Here is a 17,334-nt window from a genome sequence, read left to right on the forward strand (position 1 = left end):
CTATATAAAACGAACAAATTTCTTATTACTAGTCAAATATTTACCATGACCAACATAGAACCTAGTTAAACCTTTATATTTAACTACTTTACTTACGTGAATTTTAGTTCCAGGACGATAATAAGTGCCCTTTAAATTGAATGTTTTATCAGGGTGTAATCGCGCTCCCTTAGGATTAATTACTTTCACCGTTTTATTATCAGATTGATCATAATCTTGATCTTGATAATAAGCGTTTTTAATAAAATCACGATTTGCAGTAATGTATCCATTATCATGATAAATCGCATTTGTTAAATGATTTTGAACATAATAACGAACTAACCCATTTTCAGAAAGTGAGATGCGTTTAACCTTGAACTCATGAATCCGATTCCGCTTAGCTTTAGCAAACCGTTTGATTCTACTTACCCTGGTAAAAGTAGGTTGTGAATATACATAAAGCGTTTTTTGATTATAAACGTAGATTGGTTTCTTACGTAGTTTCTCATTAAAGGCCTTAATATAACCATTTTTATAACCAACTGACTTATCAGCAAGTGATTCCACCGCAAGTGAATCATGATTAGCGGCAGCTTCACCCTTAGCATAATCAGAACGATAAGTGGAATGCCCTAATGAATAAGCTTTTGCATAATCAAGCTGATAAATTGTCGATAACCCAGCAAAGTCTTGCTTAGCCTTTTTACCACCGATTCCATCTTTATAACCGTTATAACCAGCTTGATAAGCATCCTCATTTACCATTTCGGGGTCTTTAGCAAAGCCAATCTTAGCATCAGAAACACCATTTTGATAAAGATCATTGTTATAAACGCTAGTAGCTGAATTCAAATTAGATAAGATCGCATTTGATACTAACACAAGGTTTTCATAATAAGATGCTGCCCGACTAGCTGCTGAACTAGCAGTAGAATTTGCCGAGCTAATCAAACTATTCGCATTGGCAGCGGTACCAGCTGCACTTTGGGCTACCGATGCATTCACACTTGCTAACGCAACGAATTGACTTCCTTGCGTAATATCGCCACTCGCAAATGCAGCAGAAGCAGCAACGTTGGCGCTGCTAGCGGCTTGATTAGCACTGTTTGCAGTTTGAACGGCATTAGCTACCGTTTGAACCGCTGTACTTGCAATTTGTGCTGCTGAGTTAGCTTGACTAAAGGCAACTGAAATATCTTGCGATACAGAATTACCACTGATCATTGCTGAACTAACGGCATCTGCATAACTATTTAGCGAACTATTATCAGGATCCTTAGCAATCATGCTAGCAACCTTACTATTATTCAATCCATTTTGTTGAGCAGTTGAATTAGCGATACTTGATGTCAAGCTAGTGTTATTAGCATAACTAGACGCAATGTTTGCAATCGAACTTATGGCTAGGCTAGTCATTGCAGCAGATTGATTAGCCTGGCTAGCAATAATTGCATATGATGCCGCATTATTATTTATACTTATATTTTCCTTTGCAGCAGCATTAGCACTACTTGCAATTGAAAGGGCAGAACTTAAAACTGTTGATGCAGAACTCATTATTACTAATGCAGAACTAGCTACTGAATTAGCACTAGCAACGGTTGATTCCGCAATCACTGCATTGCTGGCATATGAACTAGCTAAAATAGCAGCTGATGAAGCAGCGGAATTAAGCTGACTAGCAGATGTAGAATTCCCTAAACTAGCGGCACTCTTAGCAGCGCTAGCGGCACTACTTGCAATTGAAGCTGCAACAGAAGCAGCGGCATTATTAGATGAAACGTTTTGTTCTGCGGAACTAGCAATCACGTTCGCACTTTGGACTTGACTAGCAGCACTGCTAGTAACTGAACTTGCTGAGCTGGCAGTCGATGCAGCCGAACTAGCAACCGATGCAGCTGAGGAGGCTACTGAGTTCTGTGGGTTATTAGATGCATTAACACTCGCTTGACTTGCAACTGCCGAAGCTTGCGTAGCGTTACTCTGAACCGCATTACTAATTGGCAGTGCTTGACTCGCAATGCTACTAGTGGCACTACTGTTAATTACGGCACCGCTATTAGCCCCACTAGCAATACTGGTTGCTGAATTAGCATTACTTTGGTAACTATTTGCTTGTGATACTGCGGAACTAGCAACAGAAGCAGCTGAATTAGCGGTACTAGTTGCACTACTGATTGCATTAGCAGCACTGTTAGCAGATGATAAGGCACTATTTATAGCACTTGCCACCGAGTTCACGACACTACTTGCTGAAGATGCAACACTCGATGCTGATTGAACAACACTAGCTGCTGAATTAGCAGCACTAGTTGCACTATTTGCCTGCGAAGTCGCACTATTAGCAACGCTGGTATCACCTGCAGCAGCAGCACTAGATGCAATTGAAGCGTAGCTAGATGCTTGTGCGGCATTGCTGGAAACAATACTATTGGCTGAACTTGCAATTGTATTAGCATCACTAGCAACACTTTTTGCAGCTTGAGCAGTCGAATTTGACTGATCAGCCTGCGAACTCAAGGAGTTAATCGTCGACTGAGCTGCATTAGCAACTGAGTTAGCACTACTAATGACAGCATTAGTAGTATTAGAACTAGTGATGCTATTAACTGCACTCGTGTTTGTACTTGCTTGACTAGCCACACTTGACATTGTTGAATTATTATTGCTTACGCTTGAAGCTACCTTACTAGTGATACTGTTTGTTGAACTAACAGTTGAAGCAACTGAGTTAGCGCTAAAAGCAATGCTATTAGCACTACTTGCATCTTTATTAGCGGTAGAAGAGGTCCCATCTTGAGCAACACTAGCTGACAATGCAGCAGATTCTGCATTAGAAAGAACTACATTTGCACTTTGAGCGGCAATCACGTCATTTGATGCTCTAGCAGAAGCAGAAGATACAGTAATATTGGCACTAGAAGTTACCATTACTGCACTACTTGCAATGGCCATCAATGAATTGATTGAATCCGCGATTGAAGTAGCTGCTGAGTTCAAGCTATCTGCAGTACTTGAGTTCCCTAAAGCTGCATTTTGACTTGCTGAGTTCGCATAACTAGATATAATCAAACCAAGCGATTGAACTTCAGTATTAGCTGAACTGGCAATCATGGTATTTTGGTTCGCAATCACACTAGCAGATTGAGCTTGTTGGTTGGCAATTACAGCATCCGCAGCAGCAGAACTAACTATCGTTGCAGCAGATGAAGCAATTGAGTATGCAGATTTAACAATTGCATTACTTGGATGAGTAGATAATACCGATGTAACAGAGCTTAACATTGCAGAAGCTGCACCACTGTTTGAAGTTGCTAAACGATTAGAATCACTAGTTTGGCTAGCCGTAATTACTGCTTGACTACTTGTTTGTTGAGCTTGTTCAAGCCCTGAACTAACGCGAGCAGTTGCGCTGCTATTCGATTGAACGATTGCTGTTGCACTAGCAATTTCGGCATCTTCAACCTTTGCAGCTAAACTGGCAATGGTGAACTGATCAGTAGTAACTGAATTAGCAGATGATACATAATTAGCAGCATTATTAGCAGCAACATTGGCTGAACTAATCAAATTATTATAACTAGCAACTGCACTAGCTGCTAAGCTAGCATTGCGAGCATATGAGTTAGCAGTACTATTGCTAATAATCGCCTCAGAATTCAATGAGTCAGCAGTGGATTGAGAACCCAATTGAGCTGATACGATTGCAGCACTAGCAGCACTACTTGCCTGTTGAGCATTAAATTGAGCCAAGGAAGCATTTTGGCTTACTTGAACTACACTTGAAGCGGCATTATTAGCTAGTGATTGGGCAATCGAATTAGCACTAACAACCACATTATTTTCAGAAGTAGCAGTGCTAATTGCAGCAGCAACGCTTTTAGCTGCATTAATGATCACCGCATTACTGGTGTGAGCAGCTAACAACGAATTAACTGAACTGGAATTAACAATCGCATGGTTACTATTAACCGATGCAACGCTGGCAATGTTGCTAATATTTGTAACTAAGCTTAATCCATTAGCATTAGCCGAACTTGCAGCTGAGCTTGAAGCCGCAACACTCACTTGCATTTGCTGTGCTGAAGCAATTACTGAATTTGCATCATTAATTTCAGCATCTTGTATTTGAGCAGCAGACCGTGCTGAACTAACCGCATTCGACGCAACGCTAACAGCATTATTGGCAGATTGTGCCACACTATTGAGTTCGGTATTAGCAGAAATAATACTATCTTTGATAGTGTCAACAATAGCGACATATGAACTAGCTGCACTAAAATCATCACTAGCCATTTGCGAAGCATGCTGTGCCTGTAAAATTAGTGAATCAGCAACTGAACTATCCCCTATTTGTGCAGCACTGGCAGCGCTGACAACGTTTTGGGCTGCTAATGAAGCATTTGCAAGGGCATTTGCATTCGCTAAACTAGCTTGACTAGCTGCACTTTGAGCAGTGGCACTAGCAGATTGAACTTGTTGAGCAATCACAGAAGCAACTGAGCTAGCATCATTAGCAGTACTCATCGCCATATGAGCATCACTAGCAGCCTTAATCACTGCGGCATTGCTTGCATATGATGAAAGCAATGAATTAACAGCACCATTAGCAGAAGCAATTGAATTACTATCATTATCGATGATGATTGCATTTGAACTAAGTGAAGAAACCGCTGAGCTTATTTGTCCATTTTCACTACTCAAAGCTGATTGATTAGCAACGATTGAATTTTGAACCACCGAATTAGCACTGCTGATTTGATTAGCACTGGCCAATTCTTGATCTTGCTTAGTTGCAGCTTGACTAGCGGATTGAGCAGCACTAGTAGCATCATTATTAGCTTTGTTAATTAGCTTCAAATTATCAGCAATGTGCCCATTAGCACTAGTTAATATTGAGTTCATTGATGAAATGGCCGATAGATATGAGCTTAACGATTGAACATTGGAGCTAGCAACACTGGCCTGACTAGCTGCAACACTGTTCAGAGAGTCTGCTAGTGAAACTTGGCCTAATTGGGCAGCACTATTTGCTTTATCAGCATTTTCAGACGCTAAGGAATTATTGTAACTAACCACATCCGCAGTGGAACTAGCTTGGATAGCAAAAGCAACGGCAGCTGAATTAGCAGATTGAGCAGTGGAATTAGTGTTTGTAATGTCTTTAGTTAAAGAGCTAGCAACTGAAAAGGCACTACTATTCGTAGAACTTGCTCCAATGATGACCGCATTGCTAGAATGACTCGCTAATATTGAATCAACAGCCGCAGATGAGTTTTGAATTGCGTTCTCCATGCTGATAGCTTGGGAATTCATTTGGGCATTATTGGATGCAATTGCATTAGCCTGTGCATTATTAGAACTAGTTAGTGATTCTAGGCTATCTGCACTAGTCTGAGTTTTTTGTACTAATGAATTGGTTGCATTAGCAGAATTGGTTTCTGCATCTTGGACCTTAGCTGCAGACTGCGCCACCATCAACGCAGTTGATGCACTATCTTTCGCAGCATTTGCAGATTGAACTGCAGTGGTAATTTGGGCATTAACGGATGCAATACTATCAGAAATGCTTGCAACTACACTAGCATAACTGTTGGCCTCACTAAGCTCAGTACTAGTTTGACTAGCATTACTTTGTGCTTGGGCAATTAATGAATCAGCAGCTGAACTGTCACCCACTTGGGCTGCACTAGCTGCACTGGCTACATTTTGAGCCACCAACGAAGCACTCGCTGAAGCTGCTGCATTAGCTAAGCTAGCTTGATTAGCAACACTTTGCGCTACACTGTTTGCAGATTGCACCTTTTGATTAGCAATTGATGCGACACTATTTGCCACACTTGCACTGTTAAAGGCATCTTGAGCAGCACTTGCAGCACTGATCACGTTAGCATTGCTTTCATAACTAGAAAGGATCGAACTAACATTGGAGTTGGCTGCAGCAACAGAACTAAGGTTACCATCAACAACGCTGGCATTAGAAGCAGCTGCTGTTGCATTGGAGTTAGCTTGCGAGCTATTGCTACTTAATCCTGATTGATTAGCAACGATTGAATTTTGAACCACCGAATTAGCACTGCTGATTTGATTAGCACTGGCCAATTCTTGATCTTGCTTAGTTGCAGCTTGACTAGCGGATTGAGCAGCACTAGTAGCATCATTATTAGCTTTGTTAATTAGCTTCAAATTATCAGCAATGTGCCCATTAGCACTAGTTACTATTGAATTCATTGATGAAATAGCAGATAGATATGAACTTAATGATTGCGCATTTGAACTAGCAAGACTGGCCTGACTAGCTGCAACGCTGTTCAGAGAGTCCGCTAGTGAAACTTGGCCTAATTGGGCAGCACTATTTGCTTTATCAGCATTGGTAGTTGCTAAAGAATTATTGTAACTAACCGCATCCGCAGTGGAACTAGCTTGGCTAGCAAAAGCAACGGCAACTGAATTAGCAGATTGGGCAGTTGAATTAGTGTTTGCAATGTCCTCAGTTAATGATTTAGCAACTGAAAAGGCACTACTATTCGTAGCACTGGCTCCAATGATGACCGCATTGCTAGAATGACTAGCTAGTATTGAATCGACAGCCGCAGATGAATTTTGAATTGCATTCTCCATGCTGATAGCTTGGGAATTCATTTGGGCATTATTGGCTGCAACTGAATTAGTCTGTGCATTATTAGAACTAGCTAGTGATTCTAGGCTATCTGCACTAGTCTGGGTTTTTTGTACTAATGAATTGGTTGCATTAGCAGAATTGGTTTCTGCATCTTGGACCTTAGCTGCAGATTGCGCAACCATCAACGCAGTTGATGCACTATCTTTCGCAGCATTTGCAGATTGAACTGCAGTTGTAATTTGGGCATTAACGGATGCAATGCTATCAGAAATACTTGCAACTACACTAGCGTAGCTGCTGGCTGCACTAAGCTCAGTACTAGTTTGACTAGCATTACTTTGTGCTTGAGCAATTAATGAATCCGCAGCTGAACTGTCACCCACTTGGGCTGCACTAGCTGCACTGGCTACATTTTGAGCCACCAACGAAGCACTCGCTGAAGCTGCTGCATTAGCTAAGCTAGCTTGATTAGCAACACTTTGCGCTACACTATTTGCAGATTGTACTTTTTGATTAGCAATCGATGCTACGTTGTTAGCTACACTTGCACTGTTAAAGGCATCTTGAGCAGCACTTGCAGCACTGATCACGTTAGCATTGCTTTCATAACTAGAAAGAATTGAACTAACAGTGGAGTTGGCTGCAGCAACAGAACTAAGGTTACCATCAACAACGCTAGCATTAGAAGATGCTGCTATTGCATTGGAGTTAGCTTGCGAGCTACTAATACTTAATCCTGATTGATTAGCAACGATTGAATTCTGAACCACTGAATTAGCACTGCTGATTTGATTTGCACTGGCTAATTCTTGATCTTGCTTAGTTGCTGCTTGACTAGCGGATTGAGCAGCACTAGTGGCATCATTATTAGCTTTGGTAATCAGCTTCAAAGTATCAACAATGTGACCATTAGCACTAGTTACTATTGAATTCATTGATGAAATAGCAGATAAATATGAACTTAACGATTGAACATTGGAGCTAGCAACACTGGCCTGACTAGCTGCAACACTGTTCAGAGAGTCTGCTAGTGAAACTTGGCCTAATTGGGCAGCACTATTTGCTTTATCAGCATTTTCAGACGCTAAGGAATTATTGTAACTAACCACATCCGCAGTGGAACTAGCTTGGCTAGCAAAAGCAACGGCAGTTGAATTAGCGGATTGAGCAGTGGAATTAGTGTTTGTAATGTCTTTAGTTAAAGAGCTAGCAACTGAAAAGGCACTACTATTCGTAGCACTGGCTCCAATGATGACCGCATTGCTAGAATGACTCGCTAATATTGAATCAACAGCCGCAGATGAGTTTTGAATTGCGTTCTCCATGCTGATAGCTTGGGAATTCATTTGGGCATTATTGGATGCAATTGCATTAGCCTGTGCATTATTAGAACTAGTTAGTGATTCTAGGCTATCTGCACTATTTTGGGTCCTTTGTACTAATGAATTGGTTGCATTAGCAGAATTGGTTTCTGCATCTTGGACCTTAGCTGCAGATTGCGCAACCATCAACGCAGTTGATGCACTATCTTTCGCAGCATTTGCAGATTGAACTGCAGTCGTAATTTGAGCATTAACGGATACAATGCTATCAGAAATACTTGCAACTACACTAGCGTAGCTGCTGGCTGCACTAAGCTCAGTACTAGTTTGACTAGCATTACTTTGTGCTTGAGCAATTAATGAATCCGCAGCTGAACTGTCACCCACTTGGGCTGCACTAGCTGCACTGGCTACATTTTGAGCCACTAATGAAGCACTCGCTGAAGCTGCTGCATTAGCTAAGCTAGCTTGATTAGCAACACTTTGCGCTACACTGTTTGCAGATTGCACCTTTTGATTAGCAATCGATGCGACACTATTTGCCACACTTGCACTGTTAAAGGCATCTTGAGCAGCACTTGCAGCACTGATCACATTAGCATTGCTTTCATAACTAGAAAGAATTGAACTAACAGTGGAGTTAGCTGCAGCAACCGAACTAAGGTTACCATCAACAACGCTGGCATTAGAAGCCGCTGCTATTGCATTGGAGTTAGCTTGCGAGCTACTAATACTTAATCCTGATTGATTAGCAACGATTGAATTTTGAACCACTGAATTAGCACTGCTGATTTGATTAGCACTGGCTAATTCTTGATCTTGCTTAGTTGCTGCTTGACTAGCGGATTGAGCAGCACTAGCAACATCATTATTAGCTTTATTGATCAACTTCAAATTATCAGCAATGTGCCCATTAGCACTAGTTACTATTGCGTTCATTGATGAAATAGCAGATAAATATGAACTTAACGATTGCGCATTTGAACTAGCAAGACTGGCCTGACTAGCTGCAACACTGTTCAGAGAGTCTGCCAGTGAAACTTGGCCTAATTGGGCAGCACTATTCGCTTTATCAGCATTGGCAGTTGCTAAAGAATTATTGTAACTAACCGCATCCGCAGTGGAACTTGCCTGGCTAGCAAAAGCAACGGCAGCTGAATTAGCAGATTGAGCAGTTGAATTAGTGTTTGTAATGTCTTTAGTTAAAGAGCTAGCAACTGAAAAGGCACTACTATTCGTAGCACTGTCACCAATGATGACCGCATTGCTAGAATGACTCGCTAATATTGAATCAACAGCCGCAGATGAATTTTGAATTGCATTCTCCATGCTGATAGCTTGGGAATTCATTTGGGCATTATTGGCTGCAATTGAATTAGCCTGTGCATTATTAGAACTAGCTAGTGATTCTAGGCTATCTGCACTAGTCTTAGTTTTTTGTACTAATGAATTGGTTGCATTAGCAGAATTGGTTTCTGCATCTTGAACCTTAGCTGCAGATTGCGCAACCATCAACGCAGTTGATGCACTATCTTTCGCAGCATTTGCAGATTGAACTGCAGTGGTGATTTGAGCATTAACGGATGCAATGCTATCAGAAATACTTGCAACTACACTAGCATAACTGTTGGCCGCACTAAGCTCAGTACTAGTTTGACTAGCATTACTTTGTGCTTGGGCAATTAATGAATCAGCAGCTGAACTGTCACCCACTTGAGCTGCACTAGCTGCACTGGCTACATTTTGAGCCACCAACGAAGCACTTGCTGAAGCTGCTGCATTAGCTAGGCTAGCTTGATTAGCAACACTTTGCGCTACACTATTTGCAGATTGCACCTTTTGGTTAGTAATCGATGCGACACTATTTGCCACACTTGCACTGTTAAAGGCATCTTGAGCAGCACTTGCAGCACTGATCACGTTAGCATTGCTTTCATAACTAGAAAGAATTGAACTAACAGTGGAGTTGGCTGCAGCAACAGAACTAAGGTTACCATCAACAACGCTGGCATTAGAAGCAGCTGCTGTTGCATTGGAGTTAGCTTGCGAGCTATTGCTACTTAATCCTGATTGATTAGCAACGATTGAATTTTGAACCACCGAATTAGCACTGCTGATTTGATTAGCACTGGCTAATTCTTGATCTTGCTTAGTTGCTGCTTGACTAGCGGATTGAGCAGCACTAGCAACATCCGCACTAACATTATTGATATCATTCAAGATATCTATAATATGACCGTTAGCAGACTTGACCAAGTTATTCATTGAATCAGCAATCGTTGCATATGAGCTCAATGTCACTGCATCTAAACTGGCGACACTCGCTTGACTAGCAGCGATACTATTTAGTGAGTCTGCTAGTGAGGCGTTTCCTAACTTAGCAGCACTAGCAGCCTTAATAGCATTCTCAGATGCTAAGGAGTTATTGGAACTCACAGCAACTGCAGCTGAACTAGCCTGACTAGCATTAATGATCGCAACTGAATTAGCAGATTGAGCTTGCATATTAGTATTAGAAATATCATTTGCTGCGGATTTAGCTACAGAATATGCACTGCTGATTGTTGCGCTATTAGTAATGATCACAGCATTGCTTTCGTGATTAGCCATTAATGAATTAACTGTATTTGATGCAGCTAAAATTGAATCATTCATACTGATTGCTTGATCACTCATTTGGTTATTAACAAAAGCAACTGAATTTGTTTGAGAAGTGGTTGAACTAAGCGTTGATTGGTCTCCGTTAGCAATTGCTTGGCCACTTTCTGCAGCACTAGTGACTGAATTAGCAGAAGCAATTTCCGTATCTTGAAGATGGGCTGCTGATTGAGCAGCTAAAAGTGCACTGGAAGCAGCTACACTAGCAGCACTTGCAGATTTTAATGCATCACTAACTCGAATATTTTCAGCACTAATACTGTTATTCATTTCAGTAATAATTCCTGCATATGAATTAGCGACACTTAATTCATTGCTAGCTTGATCAGCTACACTCTTAGCTTGATCAATCAATGAATCAGCAGCAGAGCTAGCACCAACTTGTGCTGAACTAGCAGCAAGTGCAACTAAACTATCGACAAGCAATGCATTCGTTGAAGCTGATGTATTAGCTGCATGAGCCATATTCGCTACGCTTTGGGCAATTGAATTATCACTTTGTGCTTGTTGATTAGCACTTGATATTGTAGCCACAACCGAACTAGCAGCACTCAATGCTGCTTCAGCAGAATTATTAGCGTTAATAACGACTCCGTTACTTGCATATGAGGCAAGAATAGAACCTGTTAAACTAGCAGCATTAACTACAGATTGTAAATAACCACTAGCAGTATTAACTGAGTTGCTAGTCACTGAGGCTTGACTGCTTGCTTGTGAACCAGATGCAATAACAGCAGATTGGTTTACACTAATCGAACTCTGGGTATTGGCATTTGAACTGTGAATTGCATTCAAACTACTCAACTCGAGATCTTGTTTATCAGCAGCCTGAGATGCTGATTGGGTCGCATTGTTAGCAACATCGCTAGCTTTATTCATTAAATTAAGCGTGGTAACAATATTGCTGTTAGCAGAGTCAATAATGCCGTTCATTGATTTTACAACTGCTGAATACTCACTTAACAATTGAGCAGCTGAACTAGCTGAGCTAGCTTGTCCTAAAGCAACACTATTAAGTGAATCAGCTAATGATACCTGACCTAATTGGGCAGCACTAATTGCACTAGCTGCATTTTGGGATGCTAAAGCATTATTAGAACTAACTGTTGCAGCAGTAGCAGTTGCTTGACTATTAGCAATGACTGCATTGGAATTTGCAGATTGAGCAATTGAATTAGCATTCGATATATCAACATAGGCTGAACTAGCAAATGAGAAGGCACTACTATTAGTATCGTTATTAGCAATAATTACAGCATTCATGGAATGCCCAGCTAGCATTGATGCAACGGCCGTTGAAGCAGTTGCGATTGCAGCCCGTACACTTTCGGCTTGTCCATTCAAGCCATTATTAACGCTGGCAACTGAATTAGCTAATGAATTAGCCGATTGAATCAAAGCATCACTACTATTTACGTTCGTTTCAACACTTTGCGCAGCACTAGTAGTTGCATTAGCAGATGATATTTCATTGTCTTGAACAACTGCTGCAGATTGAGCACTTGAAACTGCAACGGAAGCAGAAACATTTGCATCGTTAGCAGAACCAATGAACTGAGCAATGTGACTATTAGCGCTTGTGATGCTATTATTCATCGTCATCACAATATCTGAATACGAACTAGCAGCACTTACATTTGCACTAGCTTGAGCATAAGCACTTTGGGCTTGGGCAATCAGCGAATCAGCAGCACTACTATTCCCGATCTGAGCTGCATTAGCAGCACTAGATGCAGCCTTAGCAGCAGCGGAAACACCAGCAGAAGCAGCTGCATTAGCAGCACTAGCCTGACTAGCAGCCACTTGAGCTGCTGAGCTAGCAGTTTGTGCATCCTGTGCAACGCTTGCCGCTACCGAATTAATGGAACCCACGGTCGAAAGAGCTGCATTAGCGGCGCTATCAGCATTAATGATGATTCCATTATTTGAATACGATGAAAGAACTGCATTAGCAATGCTAACCGATGTAGTCACAGACTGTAAAGCTCCACTAATAGCAGCTGCATTTGATGCTACATTGATAGATTGGACATTAGTTTGTGAACTAAGCGCATTCAACGATGATTTGATTGAAGCAAGTGAATTTTGGAGAGCTGCATTAGAAGAATTAATTGAACTAACACTATTCAACTCATTATCTTGAGTAGTTGCAGCTTGGCTAGCAGCTGCTGCAGCTTTAGAAGATACATAACTAGCTTCATCAATCGCCTTCAAGGTATTAGTAATATTGTTATTAGCAGATGTCACGATTCCATTCAAAGAATTAACAACTGATGAGTAGCTACTTAATGACTGTGCATACGAACTAGCAACTTGTGCCTGCGTTGCTGCAACACTATTAAATGAATCAGCTAATGAAGATTCGCCCAATTGAGCAGCGCTTCTTGCTAATGATGCATTATCAACTGCTAAACTAGCATTTGAATTCAAGACAATCATAGCTGAGCTAGCCTGATTGGCCGCATCGATCGCGCTTGAATTAGCAGATTGTGCGAGTGCGTTCGCATTTGAAATATCAAGGTATGCTGAACTAGCAATTGAGAATGCATCCTCAGTCACCTTATTATTACCATTAATCACTGCGTTACTTTGATGTTTATTTGATAGTGAAGCCACTGCTTCAGAGTCACTTGCAATTACGCTAGTCATGCTATTGGCGTCATTATTCAATTCATTGTTGTTAGCAGCAAGTGAATTCGATTCTGAGCTGTTAGCGATTGTTGATTGGCTAAATCCAGAACCATCTGAAGTAGCGTTATTAGCAGTAGCAGTAGTTGATTGAGCACTTTGTTCCTCTGTATCTTGCTTACCTGCCGCAATAACTGCATCATTAGTTGCATTAGAAGCTAGTGAATTAGCAGCATTAATAATTGCAAAATCTGAATCAATATTAGAACTAACCGTTGCTAGTGAGGCATTCAAGTCCGCCACAGCCGCACTATATCCAGAAGCTGAACTGGCTTGAGCAATAGCTAAACTAACGCTCACTGATGCATTTGAATTATAGGAATTAGCAAGACTGGTTTGTCCCAGATAAGCAGCACTAATTGCATTAGAAGCAGCAATTGATGCCACCGTGTAATTAGATTGAGCAGCTGATTTTGCAACGCTTGCTAGCGATGTGTTTCTACTTGCATTTGAAGATAGCGTATAAATTTGAACACTGTTAATAGTTGCATCATTAAATGCAGAATGAGCACTGGTAGCAGCATTTTCAATCACTGCGGTTGCTGAAATAATAGTATTATTACTTGCCCGACTTGCTAGTAATGAGTTGACAGTGTTGTTATTAGAAGTGATTTGTTGATTCAAACTATTTGCAAGGTTCGTTCGATCAACAATTGAATTGGCATTGGAGCTCACCTGAGTGTTAGTGGCAATTGCAGAGCTATTTGCCGTGTCTGCCGTACTAGCAGCAAGACTAGCAGCTGTATTCAAACTATTTGCTAATGCCGTTTGACTATCTTGAATCGAAGTAGCATATTGAGCATTCGCATAAGCACTATTCGCAAGTGAACTAGCACTTGCCGCTTTACTATTTGCTAGTGAGACTCGATCATTAGCAGAAGAAACTAACTTAGCTGCATCTACTACATTTTTAGCATACGAACTAGCATTTGAAGCATTTAAGCTAGCTAGACTAGCGTTAGATGATGCAACCGCATTATATGAATCTGCGATGGCAGAATTACCTAATTTAGCCGCACTTACTGCATTTGAAGCAGCAACTGATGCATTTTGAGCTGTTATTTGAGCAGTCGAATGCATATCCGAACTCAAATTGATGTTGGATTGAACCACGGCGCTTGCCGATTGAGCTTGTGAATTTGCAAATGATGCATCAGAAGATGCTGCATTCGCATCCAATCGTGCTTGACTAGCTACGGAAGAGGCAGCCAACACGGAACTATTATTTGGATGACTAATAAGAAGCCCATCAATAGCGTCATTGTCCCCACTCGCATTAGCTTGGTTAGCATTGGCTTGCGTATTAAGTGAATTAGCGTTACTAGCATTATTATTAGCATTACTAGTAATCGTAACGGCAGAATCATAGCTAAATTGAGCATTACTGCTTGCTTTTTCCGCCACTCCTGATTGGACATTGGCAAAACTAATTTCAGCATTTTCACTATCAGCAGCAGCTTTGGCAATATCTCTTTGTAAATTCGTATTTGATACGATTGTAGCTAAACTGTTCTGTTCATTATTAACCGTTTGACTGAGGGCGACAATCGATTGGCTATCGGATACTGCCTTACTAGTATAGAAGCTAACTAGACTAGCATAGGTATTCGTATTATCACTTTGGGTCGCAGCAATAGTTGCCAAGGATGCAGCCTCGGATAGATTCCCTAGCTTTGCAGCTGCAATTGCACTATTGGCAAAGCTACTAGCAGAAGCAGCATATAGCTGAGCACTATGGTTAGCAACACTTTCTAGGTTAGTAGCACTAACTGCATCATTACGTAACGTCTTGATTTGATCAGAGTAGCTATTCGCAGAACTCAAAATTGTTGCAGTCTCACTATTAGTCATACTGATTACTGTATTCGCACTAATAATCGTTGCGTTAGTTGTATGGCTAGCTAATATTGAGGCAACCGCACTAGCATCTTTTTGAACTTGATTTGCGGATTGAATAACACCATCATTAATAACCTTAGCATCACTTGCATTAACGATTGCATCAGAGCTAGCGGCCGTTGCACTTTGTTGATTTAAATCAGCAATCGAAGCAGCAGTAGAGGCAGCACTATTTAACGAATTTGCACTACTAATAATTGAATTTTCCACACTAGCAGCAGATGAAGCGGTCGATTGAGCACTAGAAGCAATTATAATTTGAGCAGCTGCAGCAGACTGGGCACTATTAACATCCCGATTAGCACTGCTAATTGTTGTCGATAAAGTTTCAATTGAACCCTTATATGAATTAACAGCCGTGATAAAACCACTTGCAACACTAACAGCAGCACTAGCAGCAGCATTATATTGACTTGCAGCAACCGAATTTCCTAAAATTGCAGCACTAATTGCAGATGCAGCATTTAAAGAAGCTGCATTCGCTGCTGATTGAGCACTTCCATTAGCATCATTTAAACTACTAATTACTGATTGCAGACTACTTTGTGCTTGTTGAGCTAGAGAATTAGCACTGAAAGCAGCTTGAGAATCAACAATGGCATTTGACAGAGCAACATTTGCATCTGAATTAGCACTGACCACAATTGCATTGTCAGAATGACTAGTTAAGATCAAAGCTGTTGCAGATTGATAACTTGAGACTTGTTGAGCATCATAACTAGCTTGACTAGATTGAAGACTAGCGGTATTAGCAATTAATGAGCTAACCGAAGACATTGTAGTTGCCCCTTGAGAAACCTCAGTTCCTAAATCAGAAAAGCTAACAGCCGCTTTTGAACTATTATTAGCAATTGAAATTGCTTCTGATTCAGCAGACGATGCTGAACTAGCGGTTACATAAGCAACCGATGCAGTCGAGCTAGCAACATTAGCAGATTTAACTACACTGCTAATTTGTGAATTTGCTTGCTCAATATTATTATTTAAGCCATTAATTATATCGGTATATGAGTTAGCTAGGCTTACAAATCCACTGGCTAAGTTAGCTAGGCTCTGAGCTTGGCTATTTAATGTATCAGCACTCCCACTTTGCCCTAGTTTAGCTGCTGAGGTAGCATCATTGGCAACACTTGCAGCAGCAGCGGCTGCACTTTGCGTTGCTGAGTTAGCTGATAACACGCTCACATTAGCAGCACTAGCGCTTTTAACCATTCCGTTAACACTATCTTGAATGCTCTTAGCAGTACTCCATGCAGAAGATGCCAAATCAAAGGCAGCACTAGCTGATCCACTAGCTGCAGAGATTACTGAATTGCTATTATTTTGCGAAAATAGTGATTGAACTGCACTAGAATTAGAAACAACAGTTAATGACTGGGCACTAACATCAACTACTTGGCCGTTGATTACAGATGCGGTGCTTGAAGTTGCAGTATTAGCAGAACTAGCACTTACAGTCACTTGACTACCAACCGCTGAATAACCACTAGCCGCATTGGAAGTATCATTTGCAGATTTAATTTCTCCATCTTGAACACTCACCGCTTGTGAAGTAGCTGCTGATGCACTCAAAGCGCTTGAACTAGCGTTATTAGCGTTGGCAACGATTGAGTTCATTTGAGAATTAGCAGAACTAATTATTGCATTATAAATAACAATATCAGTTGAATATGAATTAGTGAGGCCAGCGTAATACGTAGTGTTAGCAGCATTATCAAACGCATTCTCATTTAATAATTGTGCCAATGATACGTTGCCAGTCTTAGCAGCACTAAGCGCTTCAGAAGCATTCGATGCTGCAGCATCAGCGTTATTTGATGCAGCAATGCTAGCCGATTTAGCCAAACTAAATGCTGATTGGGCGCTGTTAAATGCAGCACTAGCCGTTGAGTAAGTTGAACTAGCACTTAAAAATGCATTCTTAGCCTGATCAGCAGCGCTAATGGCAGCTGATTGAGCGGTATTAACCACCTGATTACTTGAATAGTTAGCGTTGCTATTGACTGATGAAACGACACTTTCAGCACTATTAGCAATGTTTTGAGCAGAAATTACAGAATTGAGTCCATTATTAACACTTTGCGTTGCGCTAATTGCTTGTTGGCTATTAGTAACTGCAGCACTATAAGCTTTGCTAGCAGTACTTTCAGCTATAGATGCAAT

1 protein-coding gene (cut by a window edge) is annotated in these 17,334 nt (G+C 41.0%); it reads right to left on the reverse strand.

Annotation, left to right across the window (positions count from 1 at the left end; genetic code table 11):
- On the reverse strand, positions 1–17,334 hold the 3' portion of the coding sequence (locus ACSYTJ_RS07295) for a DUF5776 domain-containing protein (protein WP_491720209.1). Its footprint extends 21,231 nt past the window's final position; 17,334 of the gene's 38,565 nt are visible here — the last part of the coding sequence; the start codon falls outside the window, past its right edge; the stop codon is at positions 1–3.

It is taken from the genome of Nicoliella sp. ESL1113 (assembly GCF_058509245.1).